Genomic DNA, 24,460 nt, shown 5'->3' with positions numbered 1-24,460 from the left:
TTTTTCATAGACTTTTTTATCTAAATAAAAAATCACAGCTAAAATTTTAACTGTGATTTTATTTTCCATTGCTTAACTGAATAATCTCTTATTCAAAAACAAATTGATTATGATAAAGTTCAGAGTAGAAGCCACCTTGAGCAACGAGTTCATGGTGATTTCCTTCTTCGATAACTTCACCATCTTTAAGAACAACAATCTTATCTGCATTAAGAATTGTTTTCAAACGGTGAGCAATAACGAATGAAGTACGACCAGCAATAGCAGCTTCCATCGCCCATTGAATTTGTTGTTCAGTTACTGTATCCACATTTGAAGTTGCTTCATCCAAAATCAAAAGTTCTGGATTTGTCAAAATGGTACGTGCGATAGAAATTTGTTGTTTTTGACCAACTGAGAAGACTGATTCATCATCTGAAACATGTGTTTCGTACTTGTCAGGTAAGCTATCAATGAAATCATGAATGTGAGTTGTCTTAGCCACTGTTTCAATTTCTTCTTGAGTAGCATTTGGTTTACCAAACTTGATATTATCAGCAATCGTTCCATCAAAGAGAACAGACTCTTGCAAAACAATTCCGACATTTGAACGCAAGCTATCTAAATCAAATTCACGAATATCAGTTCCATCAAATTTAATTGCTCCACCATTAACATCGTAGAAACGGTTCATCAAGTTCATAACTGTTGTTTTACCTGAACCAGTTGGACCAACGAGGGCAACCATTTGTCCTTTTTTAACATCAATATTAACTTTTTTGAGGACTGGTTTTCCTGAAAGATATTCAAAATCAAGATTTTCGATTTGAATCCCGTCTTTAATCGTATCAAATTTCTTACCATTTTCAGGACGAACTTCTTCTGGTTCATCAAACATGACATTCAGACGAGTTGCCCCTGTGATGGCAAGTTGAAGTTGACCAAAGTTTGATGAAATTTGCATGATTGGGTTGTAGTAACTTTGAACGTATTGAACAAAGGCAACCAAAAGCCCTAAACCTGTGGCAATTGACATGCTATCATCGTTAAGAACATAGGCCGTTCCACCAAAGATAACAATGGCAATTGATAAAAGTTGGAAACCATTCATCAATGGGAAAATCATACCAGACCATGCTTGAGCAGCAAAGGTACGTTTTTTAACATTTTCGTTATGTTCCAAGAATCCATTAATAGAATCTTCTTGCAAACCTTCAACGATAATTGCTTTTTGCCCAGAGATTTTTTCATCCATATAGGCATTAAGTTGTGAAACTTCTTCTTGTTGTTTGTCTGTTGCTTTTTTCGATTGACGAATGATAATCACAGCAGATAAAATGGCAACTGGAGAAGCAGCAACTGTCAACCAAGCAAATGTCACATCTTTATTGAAAATCTGGATAATGACACCCACAAAGACCGCAGCATTTGAAATAACAGAAACGAGTGCTTGGTTTAAAGTATTTTGAATGTTATCCAAGTCAGATGTGAAACGAGCAAGGATATCACCATCTTGATGACGGTCAAAATATGAAATTGTCAAACGTTCAAGTTTACCAAACAAACCTTTACGCATATGATTTGTTGAATGAGCAACGATACGGCTAAAGAGCAAGGTATAAATCAACATTGATACACCTGTTGCTACATAGACTGCAAGCAATTGCCACATTCCTTTCATGAATGTAGAAGTGCTGGCTGCATGTGAAGTTGCCACTGTTTTAAGTGTTTCTAAAGTTGTTCCTTTAGGAAGATTAGCAGTGATTTGGTCTTGTGCTGCTTGTGGCAAAGATTTCACAACTTCAGGAACATTGTGCCAATCTACTGTTTGGTGCATTTGTTGGCTTAATTGTTGAGCAATTTGTTGTAGTGCATCTTGGGATTGACCAGCATGTTGATGTGTAAAGAAGTCAGTCACATATTTAGTCAAATTAGTGATGGCGTCCCCCAAAAGTGATGGAGAAACAACCTGTAACCAAGTTGCTAAAATGATGAAAATCATAATTACAGCAAATTGGAGTTTATATCTTTTCAGATAGAGGTAAAAAAATCGGATGGCACGTGTGGTGTCAGACATTTTTCTTGTTGATTTGGTATTTTCCATGTCTTAGTCCTCCTGTGCTTTCTGTGTGTCGTAGATTTCTTGGTAAATTTTATTCTCAGCAACTAATTCTTGGTGAGTTCCTTGACCAACAAGTTTTCCTTGGTCAAGAACCAAAATATTATCTGCATGAACCACTGATGAAATCTTTTGAGCAATAATAATTGTGGTTGTGTCTTTAAGGTCTTTATTCAAAGCTTCTTGAACAAGTTTTTCAGATTTAGCATCAAGGGCTGATGTTGAGTCATCTAAAATTAAGACATTTGGATTTTTAACAACTCCACGTGTGATTGAAAGTCTTTGCTTTTGACCACCTGAGAAGTTATTTCCGCGTTCTTCCACTTCAGAATCATATTGACCATCTTTAGTTGTAATAAATTCTGCGGCTTGGGCAATGCGTGCAGCACGAGTCATTTCTTCATCAGTTGCATCGGCTTTCCCCTGTTTAATATTTCCAGCAATTGTTCCTGAGAAGAGAATTGCTTTTTGAAGAACAATAGAAATATTTTTCTTCAATGTTCCACGGCTAACTGTTTTAAGATCTTTTCCACCAACTGAAACGGTACCTTCTGTTGGGTCAAAGAGTCTTGGAATCAATTGTGCCAATGTAGATTTACCAGCACCAGTCGCTCCGACAATCCCAACCATTTGACCAGGTTCTACTTCAAAGCTAATATCTTTAAGTGTTGGTTCTTCATCATTTGGATAAGAGAATGACACATGGTCAAATTTGACAGAACCTGAAAGAACTTCATCTTTAGCATTTTCATCAAATTTCATGGCTGGATCAGTATTTAACACTTCATTAATACGACCAATTGATACCATACCACGTGAAGCAAACATTGAAATCATACCACCCATGATAATGGCAAACATAATCATTCCCATATAAGTCATGAATGTAGCAATCCCACCAATACTATCTTGGGCAACTGTTGTTGACTCTGTTACAAAAGTTGAAACAAAGTAAATAGCAAGCCAAATTGCTCCTTGAGCAATCACAGTAAAGAGTGGAATCATTGCTGAGAAGAGTTTTCCTACTGCCCAGTTATGATCGTAAAGTTCATCAGAAGTTTCATCAAAATCTTTGATTTGATTTTTTTCTTGAACGAATGATTTAACGACACGTGAACCACGCAAGTTTTGTTTAGCAATGGCGTTAATACGGTCCATCAATTTTTGGAAAGCCATAAAGTGAGGGCCCATGCGTCCCATTAAAACGGCTGTGACTAATACGATTAAAACAATTAAAAGAACTGTAATCCACCATAATCTTGGAAGAGTCGTGATAGAAAGAACAACCGCACCAATCAAAAGGACTGGAATCCGCATCAAAATTTGGAAAACCATCATCATCAAGTTTTGAACTTGTGTGACGTCATTTGTCATCCGAACAACAAGGTTTCCGGCATTGAACTTTTCAACATTTTCATAAGAAAATGTATTGATTTTTTTGTAAGTCGCTTCACGAACGTCTGCTCCAATTTCTTGGGCAATACGTGCCGCTGAAAGTGTACTAAAGATAGCAAAAATTATCCCTATCCCAGCAACAACCAAAAGCTCAACTCCATATCCTGAAACCTTGTCAGCCATTTGATGACGGCTATAAGTTGTTGATGACATTACGGTCATAATTCGTTTCATGATTTGGGGCTGGTAAAGCTGTACTCCTGCATAAATAAAGGTTGAAACGATTGAGAATAAGGCAACCCATTTATGCTTCATGATTGATTTGAAAATCATAAAATTCCTTTCTAGAGTTAAATAATGTAAATAAGTTTACATTAAATTGAATTTTCAATTTCATTTTACTTCAAAATAATTTCAATAAATTTTTTGAGAAAATAATTATAACATTATTTTTTTTAGTAAACAAGCATTAATTGTTAATGCTGTTAAATATTACAATAGTTAGTTTCAAAAAAGATAAACTAACAAAAATATTGTAACGCTTTTCAAAGTTTAAGTCAACAATTTGCGACGAATATTTTTTTACCTTCATCCCTTATTTTGTAACTTAAATTTTAATTGGAAATTATTTATTAGATTCATCTTTTTTATTTGCTTCTAAATTTTCAATAATTTCATCGACTCTAGACCAAGATTCAAAAGCAAGTCGCATATTTTCATGACCAATTTCTGTCAAGCGGTAGTATTTACGACGGCCACCTTGGCTTTCGTCTCCCCAATAAGAACTGATAATCCCATCCTTTTCAAGTCTTTTAAAGATTGTATAGAGCGTGGCTTCATTAAGCTCCATTTCTCCATTTGAGGCTTCTTTGACTTGCTTGATAATGCCATAAACATAATTATCCCCTTGTTTTAAGACATTGAGCAAAATGACATTGGTTTGGGCGCGTAACATTTCCTTTGGTATTTCTGCCATTCTTTTTCCTTTCTATCATTTTAAACAAAGTATATTATACTTCACATTACTATGTAAGTCAAGGTACTTGAATTTTTTATATAATTATTTTATTTTTGACTGATTTCTACTACATTAATATAGTAGAAAGTGGGTATTTTTATATAAATTAGTCAGCCCTTATTTTTTATTTATATTTTGTGAGCCCTTGTTATAAAAGCATTTTTTGGCAATAGATACAAACTTTCATTCAAAATTTTGTTATAATGGAATGATGTAAATTTGGGAGGATTCATATGGCAGCTTCAAGTACAAACAATCTGAAACTCGCTGAAAAAGGAGTTTGGGTTTCTATTATCGCTTATATTGTTTTATCCATTGGACAAATTGCTTTTGCAGCAATTGTGCATTCTAGTGCTCTTCAAGCTAATGGTTTTAATAATGTGACTGATATTATGGGAAATATTGCAATTTTGATTGGTCTTCGACTTGCTCGAATTCCAGCAGATAGTGATCATGTTTATGGTCACTGGAAAATTGAGTCAATCGCTAGCTTAATTTCTAGTTTTATCATGTTTTTCGTTGGTTTTGAGGTTTTAAGAGAAACAGTTATGACACTTCTTTCTGGTAAAGAAGAAGCCATAGACCCACTGGGAGCTCTTGTTGGTCTATTCTCAGCTTTTGTCATGCTGGGCGTTTATCTTTATAATCGGGCATTGGCTAAAAAAACGAACTCACAAGCGCTGTCAGCAGCAAGTAAGGACAATCTCTCTGATGCGGTGACTTCTATTGGAACTGTGGTTGCTATTTTAGCAAGTAGTGTAGGCTGGGAGTGGCTTGATACTGCGATGGCTGTAGTTATTTGTGGTTTCATTTTAAAGACTGCTTATGATATTTTCCATGAATCTGTTTTTAGTCTCTCTGATGGTTTTGATGAAAATCTTGTCGAAGAATATCGCGAAGCAATTTGCTTAGTTCCAAAGGTAAAAGGGGTTAAGCTTGTCCGAGGTCGTTCTTATGGAAGTAATATTTTCCTTGATGTAGTGGTTGAAATGTCTCCTGATTTAAGTGTTTTCGAAAGTCATGAAGCGACCGAGTTCATTGAGAAAATGTTAATTGACAATTATGGTGTTTATGATGTCGATGTCCACGTTGAACCTGCTGCCTTACCTGAAGAGGAACATTACGCCAGTCGCTCACTTGAACTTTTGGCAAAAGAAGAACAGTTTTTAAATCTGGAAAATTTGGACAAATTAACTGACAGCACTTTTCAAGAAATTCTTGCTGATGGAAAAATCATCAGTGCTTCTGATAAATTGATAGATTTTGCAAAAATTACTGACGAAAATTCTGTCAGTAAAAATAATGACTCTAAAAATTCATTGACAAGTCTGTCAGTAATTCCATTAGCAATAAATCACTATAGTAGTTCACAAGTCAGCAAGAAAACATTTATTTTAACTTATGATTACTGGAAAAATGAACAAAATTTTGTGGTTACAAGTATCTGGCGACGCAATGACTATTGGCGCTGTATTTATAGACAGACAACTTTAAAAAGAGAGGAAAAGTGATTATGACCAATCTTCAACAAAATCAGGAACAAATCATGACTTCTTTAACTGATTTATTTAATAAGATTGATGCCTATTACAAGCCGCAAATGGAGGCTGAATTCTCAAATATTTCGTTATCAGAAATTGAAACGATTGAATTTATTGCTAAAACCCCTTATCCAAATGTGACCAAATTAGCGCATCATCTCTACATGACACGTGGTGCTGCCAGTAAAATCGCTAAAAAACTGCTCAAAAAAAATCTCGTTGAATCTTATCAAATTCCTCAAAATAAAAAGGAAATCTATTTTCGCTTAACAAAAGAGGGTCAAGAAATTAATGACCGTCACGAAAGTTTGCACCAAAAATTTTCAGAAAAGGATCAAGTTATCTTCGATGAATTAACTGATGAGTCTGTCAGCAATATTTTAGAATTTCTCAATAAATACAATAATCATCTTGATTCTGCTATTCGGAATAATATTGAAAAATAATTCTGTCAGTAAATTAATTTTTACTGACAGTTTTTTTTGTTTGTTTTTTGTTGACACGGAAACAATGTTATGATATACTATTTTTGTTTCCAGGGAAACTGTGTAGAAAAGTGAAATCACAAGTCTATAGATTTCACTTTAGCAGACGCAAGTCTGCGCAAAAAACTTCCTAAGAAATCATCATCAATTATTGTAATTGAGTTCAGACCGCTAGAAGTTTATGAAAAAGACAAAATTTTGAACCTGCCTGCTGGGCAGAACCACCAATTTTTCTAAATTTCATCGCTTCAACCCAGTCGGGCTCATATCTTATGGAGGTTTTACCTATGAAAATTAATAAACACGCCCTCACTTTTGGGATTATCACCACTTTCCTGACAGGACTTGGTTTTACAATCATCTCACCAGTCGTTCCTTTTATGGTCGCACCTTTTGCTAATGCTCATGACCAAGCACTCATTGTTACTAGTTTAATGGCAATCTATGCACTATGTACTTTCTTTGCCGCTCCTGCTCTTGGTTCTTTATCAGACCGCTTTGGTCGTAAACCTATCTTACTGATTTCTTTAGCTGGCTCTGCTCTTGGTTATCTTATCTTTGGCTTAGCTGGTAGTCTCTGGATGCTTTTTCTCGGACGAATCATTGATGGTTTAACTGGTGGAAATATCGTGACCCTTTTTGCTTACTTCGCTGATATTACTGATGAAGAAAATCGAACTAAAGTTTTTGGTTGGACAGCCGCCGCTGTTGGTGTTGGAACAATTTCTGGCCCAACAGTTGGAGGACTTCTAGCTCATTTTGGCAATTCAGTTCCCTTTTACTTCGGCGCCCTAATCTCAATCGCCAATCTTCTTTACGGTGCATTCGTAATGAACGAGAGCTTGCCCGAAACTCATCGCACACGTAATTTTTCCCTTAAACAACTCAATCCTTTCACTCAACTTTTTCAGCTCTTACGCATGAAAAATCTCAATCGTCTGCTCTTTGCCGGTATCTTACTTTGGCTACCAAATGGTGCACTCCAAGCAATTATTAGTCAATTTTCATTAGATTCTTTTGCTTGGACGCCTGTATTAATTGGTCTAGCCATATCCATCATGGGTTTAATGGATATCTTGACTCAAATCTTTATCATGCCAAGACTTCTAAAATTAGCTAATGAAGATAAACTCATCCGTTTGGCACTAGTCTGCGAAATTATTGCTTACCTTCTTTTCGCACTTTCTGCTTTTTCTAAAATGTGGCCCTTCTTCATTCTGGCAATGTTTATCTTTGCTTTTGGAGATAGTATTTTTGGAACTGCCTTTAACGGTAAACTTTCAAAATCAGCGACTTCTTCCGAACAAGGTAAACTTCAAGGTGGCAGTCAAGCACTTCAAGCACTTACTCGCGTGATAGGCCCTTTAATTGGTGGACAAATCTATATCAGCTTTGGTCATTTCGCTCCAGCACTCATGGGATTTATCTTTCTAATTATCGCTCTACTTGTGCTATCAAAAACAAAGTCAGACCAAGAATGAATAAAAAAAATCACCTCAAAAAGGTGATTTTTTATTTATTATAATTTTTCAGAAATTTCTTTGATTGATTTATCAACGTCAGCCTTTTGGCTATCAATCAAAGCAACACGTGCTGTGATTTGCTTGATTGCCATTTCGATTGAACGTTTCAAACCTTGATTTTCTAATTTTGGCTCAAAGAAAGCTTTATATTCTGCTAATTTATCAGCAGTTTTAAAAGTATTTCCTGGATAGATAACAAATTTATCATAACTCATATCTCCACCCAATTTTTCTTCAAGGAATGCCCAATTTGCTTTTTCCCAAGCCCAAGCAGCATCTTGTGAGAAATCATTGCGCAAAAGGTAGAACCAAGAGAAAGCAATATCTTGTGGCTTAACAATATCAGCATTTTTGAAGCTTTCAAGCAATTCAGCAATGACTTTTTCATCCTTGATTAATGCGACAGCCCCTTCAAGCTCACGTTTAAATTCTTGCAAGCTAGTTTTAACATAAGTTTCACGATAAGTTTTAACCAATTCAGCAGAATTTGTCGTCTTAATTTCATTATTTAAAACAATTGGACGAATATCAGCCGGAATTCCTGCTAGATTTTCTTTATGTGCTGCAAAGATTTGGCTGGCTTTTGCTTTGGCATCTGCATTCTCAGCATACAAAGTCTTACTCAAAACAATTCCACGAAGGCTCTCATCACCAGCAGATTCGCCAGCAACTTTATTCCAACCTAAGCGAGCATAGTTTTTAGCGAAAAGTTTTCCTACCAAGCTTTGGAAAGCTTTTTCAGTTTCTGAATCTTCATCAACAAAAAGTTCCAATTCGCTAATGAGTTGACTCAAACCAGTATTGACAAGGTAAGATTCTTCATTAGTAAATGCCGGCAAGATATTTACGACATCAGCATAAGAAATTACACCTGCTTTAGCCAATAATTTACGATCTTGCAAGATTTGGAATTTAGTGACATTCTCCAAAGTCTCAACTTCTGAGAGGAGGTCTGTTAACAATTGTCCTTTGTAATCAATAATGTAATGAGCCATATTTGCATCATTCAAAAAGAGGGGTTTACCATTATTTTTTGATTTCAAAGCAGCAAAACCAGGAATTTCAACTTTTTCAGAAGAAAGTAAGTCTGGCAATCCTGACCAATTTGTATTCAAAGGAACATTCCACAAACGTCCTTTATCAGCACCCTCACCAACGAAGAATTGTTTTTGACTCAAAACTAAAGTATCATCAATGACTTCGGCAGTAACGACAGGGTATCCTGGTTGGTTAACCCATGAATGCATGAAAGCTGCCACATCTTTTCCAGAGACTTCAGCCAAGGCATCCCAAAGATTATCTCCGACTGTATTTCCATATTGGTGGCGTTTGAAGTAAAGGGCTAGGCCAGCAGCAAAATCTTCATCTCCAAGCCATTTACGAAGCATAACCATCAAACGTGAACCTTTGGCATAGACGATTGCTGGGTCAAAGAGCGTTCCAATTTCATCTGGGTGAGTCACTTCAACGTGGACAGATTGAACTCCATCAGTTGCATCACGATTCAGTGCCATATTGGCTTCTGAGATTGAGAATGATTCCCAAACGTTCCAACTTGGTTCCAAAGCATCCATACAAACATATTCCATGTTGTTGGCAAATGATTCATTGAGCCACAAATCATCCCACCATTGCATTGTTACAAGGTCACCGAACCATTGGTGTGCCAATTCGTGTGCAATAACGGTTGCTACATATTGTTTGCTTTGAATTGTTGCATTTTCAGGGTCAACAAGCATGCAGACTTCACGATAAGTGATACATCCCCAGTTTTCCATTGCTCCTGCCGAAAAGTCAGGTAAGGCAATGTGCCAACTGTGTGGGAGTGGATATGGCGTTTTATAGTAATCTTCATAAAATTCAATTGAACGAATAGCAATATCAAGCGGGAAATCAAGCGCAGCTTCACTATGAGCTTTCGTTGCAAAAGCACCTACTTCAACACCAGATTTTGTTTTTCCTTTTTTAAATTGAAGTTCACCGAATACAAAAGCCAAAAGGTAAGAACTCATTTTGACAGTACGTTCAAAAACGTGAATTCCGTTAATATTCAAGAGTTCTGGCATGTTTGAAACAATGATGTCGCCTTCTTCTTCATCAAATTTTACTGACAAATCGAAGGTTGCTTTTGCTTCTGGTTCATCAATAGAAGGAAAGGCTTGACGAGCAAAATGGCTTTCAAATTGTGTACCAATGAGCATTTTCTTTTCGCCATTGACTTCATAGTATGAAGGGTAAATTCCCATCATGTTGTCAGTCAATTCAGCTTCATATTCAAATGAAACAGTCACGCGCCCTGTTTCACCAATTTTAACAATGATTTCTTCATCTTCTTCATTTTCAATGAAGTTTGTGTCGACACTAAAAGCACGAACTTTACTAAAGTGTAAACCTTTGGCATGAAAGGCAATAACACTATCTTTTGCTTCCCCAGTAATTGCCACTTGACCTTTTATTTTCTTGGTTTTACGGTCAATATCGAGGAAAATCTTATAATTCTCCGGAACAAAAGTTTCAATTAAACGTTTTACAGCCATGTTTTCTCCTAAATATTCAGTATTAATCTAATTATATCAAATTGAATAGAAAATTTCGAGTACAAAGAAAAATTACATCTATTCTTTTTACTACTAAAAAAGCTGCCTGTTGATAGCTTATAAATAGAAGACAAGCATCAATTGCAATTATCCCCTATTTTGTCAGTTATAACTATTTAGTAGCTGCTAGTGCTTTTTCATAATTTGGTTCATCAGAAAGCTCTGACAAAACTTCACTATAGACAATTTGACCATTTTTCACAACAAAGACGCTTCTGGCAAGACGTCCTTCAAGAGGACCACCATTTAAAATAAGACCATAAGCCTTTCCAAAAGTTCCATCATCAGCAAGAATTGTCATGTCAACACCTTCGGCTGCACACCAATTTTTTTGCTCATCTGCTGTATTATTTGAAATACTCAAAAAGTCAATTTCAGAATGTTTTGCTGCTTCAAGATTAAAATGTTTGGTTTGAAGTGAACAAACTCTAGTATTAATATCAGGAAAAACACTAATCAAAACAGGTTTTTCAAGTTTTGATAATTTAATTTTATTTCCTTTTAAATCTGTCAGTTCAAAATCAGGTGCATCACCACTTATTGTCGGATTTAGTGTTGCTATTTTTTCACCATGAGATGTGATATTCATTGTCATTAATGCTCCTTTGTTAATCTTTATGACTTCATTTTATCATAGAATCTCAACTCATTTGGCTCTTATTGCTCATATTTTACTGTTAAATATTGACTTTCTAAAGGACTTGGAAGTAAAAGTGAGTCATCTTCTGATTTCACAAATTGATAATTGATTTTTGGAATTATTACTGTATGTTTCATGCTAGGCTCCTCCTTTTGATAAATAAAAGTATATCAGTAAAAACTTTAGAAAAACTTAGCTCATTCTCAAGTATAACTTAATAAAATAAATACTGACAGATTTTTTTAGCACCTATTATTCTGCTAAAATTTCTGTCAGTAAATTTATTTTAGAACTGTGAAGTTATGATTCACACTTGCCTCAATTATCGGATGTTTCTTCAAATAATCAGCAATCAATTCGGTCATATCAACAGTAATTTCTCTAACAATCTTGTCCGCAGAAAACATTGGATAATTTCCACCCCCAACTGCGCGATATTGATTGACGACAATTTCTAAAATATCGTCATCCTTTACCTGATGCCCCTTGAAATTTAAACGTACAATTCGCTGACCAATTTCTTTTTGCAAATCGATAGCATATTCAACCCCTTCATACATATCATAATTATAATATTCAGGTTTTGGTTCAATAAATCGTGGACTAAAAACAATTTCGCCACTTTCGTCAAGTTCAAGATGTTCCGCTGTCCGCTCTAAGGCAGCCTTTAAATCTGCACCTGTCACTCTTAAAACAGCTAAAGTGTTGGGATAAATATAATTTGTCAGAATCGATCTCATCGTAATTTCTTTTGCAAAACCCTTCGCTTCATTATTAAAAAGTGCAGTCCCAGAAATTTCGGTCCCTGTCGCTTCCATTTGTATTTTATTAATTAATTCAATATAAGGATGTTCAATCAATCGAGCAGTCATTGGATCACGAATAATCATTTCTCCATGAACTTCTCCCATTGGCTGGTCTAACCAATCCTCTGCTTCTTCACTCACAACGGATATCAGCTGATTGACCTCCGATGAGACTTTGCAATTCTCCGTTTTATGAAGTCTAGCGTTTGAAGCCACAACTTTTTTATGATTATCTAATTCAAGTTCTATTTCGCCAACAAAAGCACCACGATAGCCTGGTTGAATAACTGGAACTCCAAAAAGATGGTCAGCAATTTCACGATGCTGGTGTCCAGTCACTAAGGCATCAATGTAATCTTTATACTCTTCAACTAACTGATAAGCCTCATTTTCCCCTGTCAAACTTTCTGTCGGAAGACCTGTCTGTAAATCTCGCTCAAAGCCTCCATGATATGCAACAATCAAAAGGTCAACTGATTGGCGCAAATCGGGCAGAATATCTTTTGCAGTTGTCAGAATAGATTGGAAAGTCAAATCTTTGATAATTGACGGTTTTTCCCAATGTGGAATATATTGTGTCAAAAAACCAACAATTCCAATTTTCACCCCCTGCGCTTCAATGATTTTATAAGCAGGGCCAAAAGCAGGTTGACCTTCATTATTCAATACATTCGCAGCCAAAATAGGATAATTTACCTGATTAACATAACTTTTTAAATAATCAATCCCATAATTAAACTCATGATTACCAAGCAATCCCACATCATAACCAAAAGAATTAGTGACATTGACCAAGTCTTTAATACCGCGACTTGATTTTTTAGCTAGATAATAAGCCAAGGGTGAACCTTGCAATAAATCACCATTTTCAATTTTTACAATAATTTCACCCTGCTCTTGAGCCACTGCTGTCAGTTCATCTATTTTAGATTTGGCTTTGGCCATTGAAAAAGGCAAATTCATTTCTCTTTCGGTGAAGTTTGTTGGGAGAACAAAACCATGTAAATCACTCGTTTCTAGAATTTTTATTTTCATATTATTTATCCCTTTGCTAATTTTTTCCGAATTCTTGATGAAATGAGTTCAACAAGGATAATTAAAACTAAAAGTCCCAACAAAATTGCACCAACGGCTGACCATTTATAACCAGACATTGCAAAACTCAATGGCGCACCAATTCCACCGGCACCAACTAATCCCAAAATGGCTGCATCACGCAGATTCATATCTAAACGGTAAAGTAAAATCGAATATAAATCTGGTAATAATTGGGGTAAAACTCCAAAACGAATTTTTTGAAATGTTGTTGCACCAGCTGCGTCCATAGCCTCAATAACACCCATATCCAAATCTTCAATAGCTTCAATAAATAGTTTTGCAATCATCCCAATTGACTCAAAACCAAGCGCCATTACACCAGCTGAAGAACCTAAACCAACGACTGGAATAAATAAAAGGGCATAAACAAAAGAAGGAATTGTCCGAATCGCCATCAAGACAAAACGAATCAGATAAGCTAACCAATTCGGAACCAAATTAGTCGCTGCAAGAAAAGAGAGTGGAATGGCAACAATTGCACCAACCAAAGTCCCAAGCAAACCAATTGCAAAAGTTTGTAGCAAGAGATAGGGTAAGCCAGTTTCAGTTAGGTTAAACATTAAACTGGTGTCTGGATGGAAAATCCCTGTGAAAATATTTTTGGCGATTAAAGCTCCATGTTCTGAAACGCCATGATAATGGACGACTGAAGTCGACCAAATCGAAACTGCTAATAAAACAATAAATATCAAAAGATAATAAAACCAGTTTTTAGGTCTATGATTATATTCTTCAATAATTTGTGAATTCATTTTTCCTCTCATTCCTAGGCAATTTTCTTACGAATTAATGCGCTGATTGAATCAATAATCATGACTGTAGCTAGAATAGAAATTAAAATCATACCAACAGAGGAAAAGTCGCGAAAATTCACTCGGTCATTTAAGATATTTCCTATCCCTCCAGCCCCAACATATCCCAAAATTGCAGCATAGCGGACATTTCCCTCAAATGCATAAAGAGCAGTTGAAAGATAAGTAGGTAGGACTTGAGGAAAAACAGCAATGAAAAAGGCTTTTAAAGGACTGACCCCTAAAGCTTCTGCCGCTTCAAAAGGTCCCATATCAACGGTTTCAATCACCTCAAACAATTGTTTTCCTATGAAAGAAAAGGTAAATACAAAAATTGCAACAACTCCAGCAAAAGTTCCTAGACCAAAAATATAGGTTGCAATTAAAGCCAAAACCAAAGTTGGCAAAGTTCTTGCTAGCATAAAAATCAAACGAATGATGCCATTAACAAAACGATTTTTAAGGATGTTATTTGCCGCTAATATCGCAAATGGAACTGACAAAATTGCTCCAAGTAAGGAAGCAAAAAAGCTCATCTTAATCGTATCTAATAGTGGGGGAAGAACTTTATGAAAGTAAGCCCAATTTGGGGGAATCATACTTGCTAATTTTTGAAAAAAGAGACCACTTCTGTTAAGCGCACTAAAATCAAAATTTGTAAGAATAACAGAAAAAGCAATCAGTAAGATGATAATTAACCAAGTCAACCAAGTTCGACTGACTTTTTCTTCAACAACTTCTCCTGTAATAAGTTTTATTTTTTTAGGCTTAAAAATTTTATCGTACATTTAGGCCTCTTTTCTATAAACTTCATCCAAAATTTCTTTGGTTACCTCTTGCGAAGGACCATCATAAACAATTTTCCCTTTTTTTACAGCAATAATCCGCGAAGCGTATTCTAAAGCAAGTTCAACATGGTGAATATTCAGTAAAATTGTTTTATTGAATTCTTCATTAATTCTTCTAAAATCATCCATTACTTCTTTAGCTGTGACTGGGTCAAGTGCTGAAACAGGTTCATCAGCGAGTAAAATTTCACTTTCTTGACTAAGAGCACGAGCGAGTGATACACGTTGCTGTTGTCCACCTGAAAGTTGATCTGCTCGGATATAAGCTTTATCTAAAATTCCTACCTTATTCAGAGAATCTAAGGCAACAAGTTTATCTTCTTTTGAAAACAAACCAAAAATGACCTTAAATAAACTCATATCTGGTACACGAGCAAACATTACATTTTTCAAAACCGTCACTCTAGGAACTAAATTATAGGATTGAAAAATCATTCCCACATGTCTTCGAAATTTTCTTAACTCTTTTCCTTTAAGTTTTGACACTTCTGTATCATTCACAATTAACGAGCCTGAAGTAATATCATTTAAACCATTAACACAACGAATCAGAGTTGATTTTCCTGCTCCCGATGTTCCAATAATAGCTACGAATTCTCCTTGATTGATTTGTAAATTAACATCCGTCAAACCTTTTGTGCCATTTGGATAAATTTTTGACACATTTTCAAATTTTATCATTACTTCTCCATCCTTCTTCACTAATGAAGGCTTTTTAATTAATATTAGTCAATTTCCACAAAAAGAGTCTGGAACTCATTGAGTAACCCAGACCCTTATTAAATGATTTATTTGTTCATTAGTTGGCTTTACTCATTGAATTTGCCACTTTAATGGCTGTTTTATAGTCAGCTTTTGTTGAATCAACATAGCCATCATGTGAATAAATGGCAATGACTTTCTTTCCTTCATCAGTTTTAGCCATATCTTTAATTGCTGCTGAGAGTGCTTTTTTAAAGTCGGCCGTCATGATTTTTGATTTTTCTGAAACCATGATTCCATCATTGGCAATGGCAGGTGTCACACCAATCACATTTGTATCATCCCAAATACTTTCTTTTGCACCGAAAGTTGTGGTCCACTTAGTAGCGTCATCCATTCGTGCATCAGCATATTCTGGCATTACATCAATTTGACCTGAAGCAAGTTGAGCCATTGCTGAATCATAAGAATCCATAGTAACTGTATTTTTTAAATCACGAATTGAATGTTTAAAGTTCTCAGTTAACCATTGCGAAGGATACATATAGCCTGCCGCAGATGAAGTTGATTCAAGCCCCCATTTTGCATCGTTTAAATCTTTCCATGTCAAAGTTCCGTCGTTAGCTTCTTTAGCTAACTTTTTGCCCATTGGAGAATTACCAGCAATGATCAGCGAACGGTAAGAAGTCACTTCTTTATCGGTTTTAGTTGTTGGTTTATGCTCATTCCAATATTTTGCAGAATCTGAGCCATCATTTGAAAGTCCTTTACGTGTTGCCATCAAGAGTGGAGTTGAACCATCTTGATACATGGCATAAGTTGTCGCTGACATTCCATAACCGACGTCAACTGAACCAGCATCAAGCCCTTCACCAACCGCTTGATAATTTGTACCAACACTAGTATCAATATTTTTTACTGTATAGCCTTGTTTTTTCAATTCAGATTTCAAAATATTTGCGATTGGTTTAGTCGCTGTGGTAATATCGTCCGGATTTTTGGATGGAATAAATGAAATCTTTAAATTTGAAATGGTTTTGCTATCAGATTTTGATGCAGAGCTACTATTTCCACAAGCTGCAAGTAATGATACTGCAATTAGTGCACTTGCTGTAAGTCCAATGACTTTCTTCGATGTCTTTTTCATTATAAAAATGAATCTCCTTAAGATTTTTATCAATCGGTTGATGAATCGGTGTGCTTCACAAAATAATTCTAACCCATTTTAATTTATCTGACAATGACCTTTTTGTAAATATTCTGTTAACAGTTACTATTGTACGTAAATACCGAACTTTATTTTATAAAATTACATTATTTTGTTTTTTTATAGATTAATTTTTTATAAAATACAAAAAAACAGCTTACATAGTTTGTATATACCAAACTTTAGCTTGATGATGTATTGTTTGATAAGGCTGTCAAACTTTCTGCTATAATAAAGTTATGAAAAATTTAACTTTTACGGTCAGCATGTCTGACCTTGGTTTAGAAATTCGTCTTCCATCAACTGCCTTTTTACGTATTTTTGATCAGAATAATGCACGTTTTGATTTGCAAAATGATGAGCTTTTCTTTTTACTAAAAAAAGGACAGATTAAAATGATTGCCAATGATTTAGAATTAATTCCTAAGTTAGAATTTGATAAAGTCGTGATTTTAAATATGGCTGCCTATGATTTAGAGCTGGAATATCTAACGCAATATTTAGTTAACTTGGCTGAGGAAGCTGGCATTATTTTACGTGATAAAGCCGAGCCAATTAAAATTCCAAGCAATATCGAAAAAGCTTGTGCCACTTCTGCTGACGAGTTTTTGACTGCTTTAACTGCTTTTGGCATTAAATTAGAAAAGAAAAAAGCTTTTTCTCCTAAAGCACAACATCGCTGGAAAAAAGGACTTTCTGAAGTTGAATTTTTTGTTAATCGTTCCGACAGTAAAGCGACCATTATTTGGGAAAAATCCAATCAACTCGTGATAAAAGCCGGAGCAAAAATCGCCGAAAGCGGTGGAATGAAATCTGATGGTACACCAGGTTTAGCCTATCGTTTTACACAGACTTTAAGAGAAGAACAAAAAGCCAATTGGGATGCTAAAACATTCACAACTACTGAGGATATTGTCTTAAAATCAGTCAATGAAGTGGGACATTTCCTTTACTTCGCTGGAACGAATAGCTGGTTACAATTGGTCGATAAAGAAGGACGGACAATTCATGAATTATCTGTGGTTTAGTAATTCTTACTAAAAGATGACAATAGGACTCCCAATCTGTGAAGTTCCCCTTGCTAATCTTTTTTTGTGGAGTTATAATATAGCAAAAGGAGGCGGTTATATGACTACTGCTTATCTGCTACTTGGCAATGACAAATCGCTAGAAACACCCGCGGGATTACAAATTGGAAAAATGTTTGCTTACAAAGAAATGGAAAAACTTTGGTTAAAAAAAGCTCAAGTGATAGTTGGCAATGACATTCAACTCCAAAAATATATTTGTCCGAATTACTGACGAAAAAAAATGAAATAATTGATTATATCTTTTGTTATCCAGAGCTCAAACTTCATCTGAAAGAGCTTAAAGAAAGTTTTCCACAGACAAAAATATTAATGATTAATCAACTCTAAATAAAAAAAGTTACTAACAGAACTGTCAGTAACTTTTTATTTATTTCATTAGTTCATAGTAAAGTTGGCCCATATTTCCTTTAAAATCAAGGACTTCATCAGCAATTTTTACTTCAACAACTTCAATTTCATCAGCAATGGCATTATAATCGCTTTGTTGAAGGGCTAGGAAATCGTTGACTCCGTCAAATTCTTCAGTAAAGGTCATACCATTTTGAAGTTTTCCAATTAATTTCATCATTAAACTTCTCTTTCTTCTATGTCTTCAAAAACGAGACTAGGTTTTGCATTTAAATCTAATCCTGCTTGAACATTTTCTAAACCTTTTTTCCATTCGATATATGCTGCTGCTGCAATCATTCCAGCATTGTCACCACAGAGTCTTAAAGGAGGAATAATTAACTTTTCGTCAGTAATTTCTGCTGACAAACGTTCGCGTAAGCCTTGATTTGCTGATACTCCACCGCCAATTATTAGCGTTTTAACTGGATATTTTTCCATGGCTAATTTGGTTTTGGCCATAAGGACATCGACGACCGCAGCTTGAAAGGAAGCAGCTAAATTTTCTAAATCATCAGCAATCACGTCATTTCCTTTTTGATTTTCGTTATGAACGAGATTAATAAAGGCTGATTTTAAGCCTGAAAAGCTAAATTCTACTTCATGTGTGTTCATCATTGCTCGTGGGAAATTGTAAGTATCAGCTCCTTTGTGTGCTAATTCATCAATGACTTTTCCACTCGGATAAGTCAGGCCCATCACTCGACCAACTTTATCATAAGCTTCACCGGCAGCATCGTCACGAGTTTCACCAACTTTTTTATAGCTTCCTTCTTTTTCTACGTAAACAAGTTCAGAATGTCCACCTGAAACCAAAAGGGCCATAGCTGGATATTCAATGGTATCCACTAAACTTGCAGCCATCAAATGACCGGCCATGTGATTAACTGGAATCAAAGGAAGATGATTTGCCCATGCAAAAGTTTTTGCTGCCATGATTCCAACTAACAAAGCGCCATTTAAGCCTGGACCTTCGGTCACCGCAACGGCCGTCAGTTGGTCAGTCGAAATTTCTGCTTCTTCAAGTGCTGCTTCAATACAAACAGTAATTTGTTCGACGTGATGACGGCTGGCAATTTCTGGCACAACTCCACCAAAGCGTTTATGACTATTGATTTGACTGGCAATGATATTACATAATAATTCATTTCCATTCTTTAAAATTGCCACTGAAGTTTCATCACATGAAGTTTCAAAGGCTAATATATAATTATCTTTCATTTTTAAAATTGCTCTTTTCTCATTAACAAAGCATCTTCAAGAGGTTTGTCATAATAATTTTTTCTTGTATGATAAATCTTAAAACCAAATTTTTCATAACATTTTTGAGCGGCAAGATTGGACTTCCGAACTTCCAAAAATAAAGTCCCACTAAATGTTGACACTTCTGTCAGTAAAAAACTCGCTAGTCCTTGCCCCTGAAAATCAGGATGAATAGCGATATTTGTAATTTCTAATTCATCCATTATTGTTGAAATTGCTAAAAGACCAACAATTTGCCCCTCTTCTTCTAGGAAGAAATAATCGGAATTTTCATTGATTATATCAGCTAAAATGTAAGCTCGTGTCCACGGTGATTCTTCGTAAGCAAGTGACAAAAGTTCATAAATCTGAGCTGATAGGTTTTCTATGGTTGGAAAATATTTTTTATCTTCTAATTTTTCTTCAAAGTAAGAGAGATGTTTTAGTTTCATTTTTTCAATTTCTTAATCATCCAAATGGCATCAGCACCGTCTTCATAGTACTCTGGCAATAATTTGTCAGTGACAAAACCTTGCCTACGATAAAGTCCTTGTGCTTTAGTATTGTCACGACGGACTTCCAAAGTCATCTCATTTTTTCCGAGTGCGCTCATCAATACAATCAGTTGTTCAATCAAAGTTGAAGCAATTTGTTGTCCTTGAAAGGCTTTAAACACTGCGAGATTAGTGATATGTGCATCTTGACCATGGTGATTGATTCTAGTTCCAATAAAACCAATGACACTGCCAGAAATTTCGGCCACAATGAAAAAGGCTTCATCATTTTTGACAATTTCATGTTCAAAATGAGAGAAGGTCCATGGAATATCTCCATTGTAAACATCTCGTTCAATCGCAAGCAAAGCAACAATATCAACTCTGTCTGCCAATCGATAGTGAACACCTTCTCGGTCATGTTCAAGTTCAATGTCAGCCATTTCTAAATAACGACGAGGATTAAATTTTTTTCCACTAAACCCTTTGAACGTAGTCGTCAGGAGTGTTTTCAGCTTTTTCATGACTTTCCAACCATTTCTCTTCGGCCTCAACTTTTTTGAGGTAATTTGGCACAAAAGCGTGCACATTTTCAGGAGTTAATTTTTCAGCAATCTTAGCAATTTCATAGGCTGACGGGAGCTTTTCTAAACTGTCAGAAATGATTTGTTCTTCAGAGAAACCAGCATTTTGAATTGCTTCAACGAAATTATCAGTTTCTCCTGTGAAAATAATTTGTTCAAATGAAGAAACTTTTTCTGATAAATCAGCCAAAAATTCACTAAAATTGCAATGTTGATCCGCAATTATTTGCTGATCATTTTTATAAAGAGCTGCATAGGCATTTCCACGTCTTGCATCAATTATCGGAAGCACGTAAGCATTTTTGTCTTGAACACGATTAGCAATTGCCAATAAACTTGATAGACCAACAAGCTCTTTATTTAAGCTAAAAGCCAATGTTTTTCCAACTGTCGCAGAAAGTCGCAAACCTGTATAAGAACCAGGTCCTTGTGCTACCGCAATCCGGTCAAGTTCTTTGGCTTCAAGACCAACTTGAGCCATCAAAAAATCAATGCTTGTCATCAAAGTTGTACTGTGATTTTTTTTCAAATTTAATGTTACTTCACCAAGTAATATTCCGTCAGCAACCACAGCTACTGACAAAGCCTTTGATGAGCTATCAAATGCTAATATTTTCATTTTTTACCTATAATATTTCTGAAAGTATGTTATTTTTTAATTACTGATAGACTTTTACTGACAGCCACTTATCCAATGCGACCTATCTACAAATAATTTTTATCTTCTCTGTCATCAGTTCTACTTCCTTATATTTTACCACGCTTGCCTTGCAAGTTCCACCATTATTTTTTAGGAAGCGCTTCATTTATAAAATTAATGAACTCAACTTTCCATTTCCTTGCAAATATGCTAAAATGATAGTAATTGCAAAGAACAGCAAACACGAACTATTAGGAAAGGAACGAGCTTTTGCTCGTGATTTATAGAATGATTTTTAAAGTTTTCTACCAAAAAGATAATACCCGCTCACCACGTCGTGAGACTACTGAGGCTCTTTACCTCGACCTTGATGTTGCTACTAAAGAAGAAGGAGTTATCCTTGCACGCGAACTTCTTGCTAAAAATACTGCCTACCATGTAGAGTTTATTGACTCACTTTCTGATGAATCTGTCGAATATGAAAAAGAAACTGGCGTATTTGAAATCACAAGCTTCTAAGACTGACTGGAGTATAAAGGAGAGCACTTTAGATTTTTGTCAAAAATGACAGTAATCTAAAGTGATTTTCTTGTATCTTTAAAATTCTGTCAGTAAATATTACATTAAAAAACCGAACTGACCAACTTGTCAGTCAAAAAATAAAATAAAAAATCCAAAGAATAGGAGAAACATGCCAAAGCAACTTAAAATAAAAGCTGATGAAGTCGCAGTTTACGCCATTGGCGGACTGGGCGAAATCGGTAAAAATACTTACGGCGTTGAGTATAAAGATGAAATTATCATCATTGACGCCGGAATTAAATTCCCAGAAGACGATTTATTAGGTGTTGACTACGTCATTCCTGATTATACTTACATCGTTGAAAATATTGATCGTATCAAAGGTCTCTTCATCACTCACGGACACGAAGACCACATCGGAGGAATTCCATTCCTCTTGAAACAGGCCAATATTCCAATTTATGCTGGACCATTGTCACTTGCGCTCATTCGTGGAAAGCTCGAAGAACACGGGCTTTTACGTGATGCTAAACTTTATGAAATTCATGCAGATTCAGTCATTAAATTTAATCATTTAAGTCTTGACTTCTTCCGCACGACTCACTCAATTCCAGAACCTTTAGGGATTGTTGTAAATACTCCTCAAGGTAAAATTGTGGCTACTGGTGACTTCAAGTTTGACTTCACACCAGTGGGTGAACCTGCTGACCTTCACCGAATGGCTGAACTTGGAAGCGAAGGCGTTTTACTCCTTCTTTCTGACTCAACCAATGCTGAAATTCCAACTTTTTCACATTCTGAAAAAGTCGTTGGTGCAAGCATCATGAAAATTTTTGAACGTATTGAAGGTCGAATTATTTTCGCTTCATTTGCCTCAAATATTTTCCGTTTGCAACAAGCCGTTGATGGAGCAGTTAAGACTGGACGCAAAATTGTCGTTTTCGGTCGTTCAATGGAAAAAGCAATCGTGAATGGTTTGGAACTCGGTTATATCAAAGCTCCTAAAGGAACCTTCATTGAACCAAATGAAGTTAATCAATACGCTTCACATGAACTTTTGATTATGTGTACAGGTTCGCAAGGTGAGCCAATGGCTGCACTTTCAAGAATTGCCAACGGAATGCACCGTCACATTACCTTACAAATGGGCGATACGGTTGTCTTCTCATCAAATGCTATTCCTGGGAATACCCACGGTGTTAACCAATTGATTAACAAAATCGCTGAAGCTGGTGTTGAAGTTATTTATGGTAAAATGAACAACATTCACACCTCTGGTCATGGTGGGCAACAAGAGCAAAAACTCATGTTACGTCTCATCAAACCGAAATACTTTATGCCTGTTCACGGTGAATATAGAATGCTCAAAATTCACGCTGGACTTGCTCAAGATACTGGTGTCCCTAAAGAAAATTGTTTCATTCAAGAAAATGGGGACGTCCTTGCATTAACTGCTGACAGCGCAAGATATGCCGACCATTTCCTAGCTTCTGATACTTATGTTGATGGTTCAGGAATTGGTGATGTCGGAAATGCTGTTCTTCACGACCGTCATGAACTTTCAGAAGACGGAATTGTCCTTGCGGTTGCAACCGTTGACTTTGAAAAGAAAACCGTTCTTGCTGGCCCTGACATGCTTTCGCGTGGATTTATCTATATGCGTGAGTCTGGTGATTTGATTCGTAGTGGTCAACGTGTCCTTTTCAATGCCATTCGTGAAGCGATGCATGAAGAAAATGCAAATGAAGCTTCTGTGGCTCGTGCGATGCGTGAAGCACTCTCACCATTCCTTTATAAACAAACTGAACGTTCACCACTTGTTGTTCCAATGATTATGACACCTGATGAATAATATTTATTAATAAAAAAAGGCTGAATATATAATGATCCAGCTTTTTTTATTGTCCTAAAGTAACACCTTAGAAATAAAAATATCTAAATAAAGCTCATTCCAACAATAGATTATACCAAGTAGAAATATATTCTAAGATTATAGTAATCATAGCTAAATTTTACTTTATAAAAATTTAATGCTATTATTATAAAGTAATAAAAATGGAGAATAAATCTTATGAAAAAACAATCCTTTGGTCAGCTACATTTTTGAGTTTATTTGCCTTAGCTGCCTGTTCAAATTCTAAAAGTTCTGAAAATCAGACCAAAAAAGAAACTACTTCTAGTTCTAAAGTTACCTCAAGTTCAAAAACTAGCAATAGTAAAAATTCTGCTACTCATTCTACGAGCTCTTCTGCTTCAAGCAGTCAAGCAAATACCAATAATTCTGAAAAAGTACAAAAAAGTTCTTCACCTTTATCTGGATATAGCGCTGAACAGGTTGAGTATGCACGCGTAACCGAAACCCTTCTAAGTTATTACAAATATGATTATCAACCTGTTTCTATCAGTGTTACTAAAAATGGAGCTAATCACCAAGTCTTTCCTTTTTCCGGTTCTGTAGTTGTTCCTCAGGACACAGTAACATTATCTTTTAGTTCTGATAATACAATGGCTGGAACCACTATTGTTACCTATAGTTCTAATCATAATGGGTCAATCAATTTTTATAAAGATCCAAATCATTACCAAGACGAAAGATATCTTAAAGATTCTGCTTGGGTAAAAGAAGAATCTCAAAAACTATTGGACAGTAGCCAAACGCTTGCCATTCCAACTTCATTTGATGAACAAGCTGCTCAAATCATTTCTAAGATAGAAATTAAATAATAATAATTCATCTAATCTAAAAAACCT

At 35.6% G+C, this 24,460-nt stretch carries 23 protein-coding genes; 8 read left to right on the top strand and 15 right to left on the bottom strand.

Going from position 1 to position 24,460, the window contains the following annotated elements:
- Positions 1–88: 88 nt before the first annotated feature.
- The 3 genes from lmrD to MKX45_RS03055 all read right to left on the bottom strand — a co-directional run bounded on the left by lmrD (position 89) and on the right by MKX45_RS03055 (position 4,469).
- Entirely contained in the window at positions 89–2,083 is a 1,995-nt protein-coding gene (lmrD, locus tag MKX45_RS03065) for a multidrug efflux ABC transporter LmrCD subunit D (RefSeq protein WP_340816788.1), read from the bottom strand.
- A gap of 3 nt (positions 2,084–2,086) precedes the next feature.
- Positions 2,087–3,808 (bottom strand): multidrug efflux ABC transporter LmrCD subunit C, encoded by a 1,722-nt coding sequence (gene lmrC, locus MKX45_RS03060; protein ID WP_047205617.1) that lies wholly within the window; start codon positions 3,806–3,808, stop codon positions 2,087–2,089.
- 310 nt (positions 3,809–4,118) lie between these two features.
- Entirely contained in the window at positions 4,119–4,469 is a 351-nt protein-coding gene (locus MKX45_RS03055) for a PadR family transcriptional regulator (protein WP_003131688.1), read from the bottom strand.
- Positions 4,470–4,744: 275 nt separating this feature from the next.
- Here MKX45_RS03055 and MKX45_RS03050 point away from each other — a divergent pair, with 275 nt between their 5' ends.
- From MKX45_RS03050 to MKX45_RS03040, 3 genes are all read left to right on the top strand, one after another.
- Complete coding sequence (locus MKX45_RS03050) at positions 4,745–6,022, top strand: cation diffusion facilitator family transporter (RefSeq protein WP_021722392.1); 1,278 nt, start codon at positions 4,745–4,747, stop codon at positions 6,020–6,022.
- Positions 6,023–6,024: 2 nt separating this feature from the next.
- Complete coding sequence (locus MKX45_RS03045; protein ID WP_003131690.1) at positions 6,025–6,498, top strand: MarR family transcriptional regulator; 474 nt, start codon at positions 6,025–6,027, stop codon at positions 6,496–6,498.
- Positions 6,499–6,824: 326 nt separating this feature from the next.
- Positions 6,825–8,018: an MFS transporter gene (locus MKX45_RS03040; RefSeq protein WP_340816787.1), complete on the top strand. Its 1,194-nt coding sequence runs from the start codon at positions 6,825–6,827 to the stop codon at positions 8,016–8,018.
- Between the two features lie 38 nt (positions 8,019–8,056).
- On the opposite strand, the gene MKX45_RS03035 is transcribed toward MKX45_RS03040, so the two are convergent.
- The 7 genes from MKX45_RS03035 to MKX45_RS03005 form a co-directional block, all read right to left on the bottom strand.
- Entirely contained in the window at positions 8,057–10,597 is a 2,541-nt protein-coding gene (locus MKX45_RS03035; protein ID WP_340816786.1) for a M1 family metallopeptidase, read from the bottom strand.
- A gap of 172 nt (positions 10,598–10,769) precedes the next feature.
- On the bottom strand, positions 10,770–11,252 hold the full coding sequence (locus tag MKX45_RS03030; RefSeq protein ID WP_017864087.1) for a thiol peroxidase: 483 nt from the start codon (positions 11,250–11,252) through the stop codon (positions 10,770–10,772).
- A 326-nt stretch (positions 11,253–11,578) separates the two neighbouring features.
- Positions 11,579–13,138, bottom strand: a complete 1,560-nt coding sequence (locus MKX45_RS03025) for a bifunctional metallophosphatase/5'-nucleotidase (RefSeq protein WP_023189961.1) — start codon at positions 13,136–13,138, stop codon at positions 11,579–11,581.
- A 5-nt stretch (positions 13,139–13,143) separates the two neighbouring features.
- Entirely contained in the window at positions 13,144–13,953 is an 810-nt protein-coding gene (phnE, locus tag MKX45_RS03020) for a phosphonate ABC transporter, permease protein PhnE (protein WP_010905273.1), read from the bottom strand.
- Between the two features lie 14 nt (positions 13,954–13,967).
- Complete coding sequence (phnE, locus tag MKX45_RS03015) at positions 13,968–14,780, bottom strand: phosphonate ABC transporter, permease protein PhnE (RefSeq protein WP_021722397.1); 813 nt, start codon at positions 14,778–14,780, stop codon at positions 13,968–13,970.
- Positions 14,781–15,521, bottom strand: a complete 741-nt coding sequence (gene phnC, locus MKX45_RS03010) for a phosphonate ABC transporter ATP-binding protein (RefSeq protein WP_340816785.1) — start codon at positions 15,519–15,521, stop codon at positions 14,781–14,783.
- A gap of 118 nt (positions 15,522–15,639) precedes the next feature.
- Entirely contained in the window at positions 15,640–16,689 is a 1,050-nt protein-coding gene (locus MKX45_RS03005) for a phosphate/phosphite/phosphonate ABC transporter substrate-binding protein (RefSeq protein WP_039114560.1), read from the bottom strand.
- 299 nt (positions 16,690–16,988) lie between these two features.
- Between MKX45_RS03005 and MKX45_RS03000 the strand changes: the two genes are divergently transcribed.
- A complete protein-coding gene (locus tag MKX45_RS03000) occupies positions 16,989–17,777 on the top strand; it encodes a hypothetical protein (protein ID WP_021722405.1) in 789 nt (262 codons plus the stop codon).
- A gap of 100 nt (positions 17,778–17,877) precedes the next feature.
- On the top strand, positions 17,878–18,051 hold the full coding sequence (locus MKX45_RS02995) for a hypothetical protein (RefSeq protein WP_340816784.1): 174 nt from the start codon (positions 17,878–17,880) through the stop codon (positions 18,049–18,051).
- Positions 18,052–18,207: 156 nt separating this feature from the next.
- Here the strand turns inward: MKX45_RS02995 and MKX45_RS02990 are convergent, their stop codons facing one another.
- Genes MKX45_RS02990 through tsaB form a run of 5 tightly spaced genes read right to left on the bottom strand, consistent with a single transcriptional unit; the run spans position 18,208 to position 21,166 of the window.
- Positions 18,208–18,408, bottom strand: coding sequence for a DUF4649 family protein (locus tag MKX45_RS02990; RefSeq protein ID WP_003131704.1), 201 nt, complete (start codon positions 18,406–18,408; stop codon positions 18,208–18,210).
- A complete protein-coding gene (gene tsaD, locus MKX45_RS02985; protein ID WP_340816783.1) occupies positions 18,408–19,448 on the bottom strand; it encodes a tRNA (adenosine(37)-N6)-threonylcarbamoyltransferase complex transferase subunit TsaD in 1,041 nt (346 codons plus the stop codon). The genes MKX45_RS02990 and tsaD overlap by 1 nt, the downstream gene beginning before the upstream one ends.
- A gap of 2 nt (positions 19,449–19,450) precedes the next feature.
- Positions 19,451–19,921, bottom strand: a complete 471-nt coding sequence (rimI, locus tag MKX45_RS02980; RefSeq protein WP_012897153.1) for a ribosomal protein S18-alanine N-acetyltransferase — start codon at positions 19,919–19,921, stop codon at positions 19,451–19,453.
- The gene (rimI, locus tag MKX45_RS02975) at positions 19,918–20,487 is read right to left on the bottom strand and encodes a ribosomal protein S18-alanine N-acetyltransferase (protein WP_010905268.1); all 570 of its coding nucleotides are present in this window, start codon (positions 20,485–20,487) and stop codon (positions 19,918–19,920) included. The genes rimI (MKX45_RS02980) and rimI (MKX45_RS02975) overlap by 4 nt, the downstream gene beginning before the upstream one ends.
- Entirely contained in the window at positions 20,441–21,166 is a 726-nt protein-coding gene (tsaB, locus tag MKX45_RS02970) for a tRNA (adenosine(37)-N6)-threonylcarbamoyltransferase complex dimerization subunit type 1 TsaB (RefSeq protein WP_021722407.1), read from the bottom strand. Before tsaB ends, rimI (MKX45_RS02975) begins: the two co-directional genes overlap by 47 nt.
- A 309-nt stretch (positions 21,167–21,475) precedes the next feature.
- On the opposite strand from tsaB, the gene MKX45_RS02965 reads away from it, so the two are divergent.
- The 3 genes from MKX45_RS02965 (at position 21,476) to MKX45_RS02955 (ending at position 24,433) form a co-directional block, all read left to right on the top strand.
- Positions 21,476–21,706 (top strand): RNA polymerase epsilon subunit, encoded by a 231-nt coding sequence (locus tag MKX45_RS02965; protein WP_003131711.1) that lies wholly within the window; start codon positions 21,476–21,478, stop codon positions 21,704–21,706.
- A 172-nt stretch (positions 21,707–21,878) separates the two neighbouring features.
- The gene (rnjA, locus tag MKX45_RS02960) at positions 21,879–23,561 is read left to right on the top strand and encodes a ribonuclease J1 (protein WP_340816782.1); all 1,683 of its coding nucleotides are present in this window, start codon (positions 21,879–21,881) and stop codon (positions 23,559–23,561) included.
- A 203-nt stretch (positions 23,562–23,764) separates the two neighbouring features.
- On the top strand, positions 23,765–24,433 hold the full coding sequence (locus tag MKX45_RS02955; protein WP_023189976.1) for a hypothetical protein: 669 nt from the start codon (positions 23,765–23,767) through the stop codon (positions 24,431–24,433).
- Positions 24,434–24,460: the final 27 nt, after the last annotated feature.

It is taken from the genome of Lactococcus sp. FSL W8-0209 (assembly GCF_038006585.1).
GTDB lineage: Bacteria > Bacillota > Bacilli > Lactobacillales > Streptococcaceae > Lactococcus > Lactococcus lactis.
The sequence above is the reverse complement of the archived record's forward strand: the minus strand, read 5'-3'. Positions and strand labels throughout refer to the sequence as shown.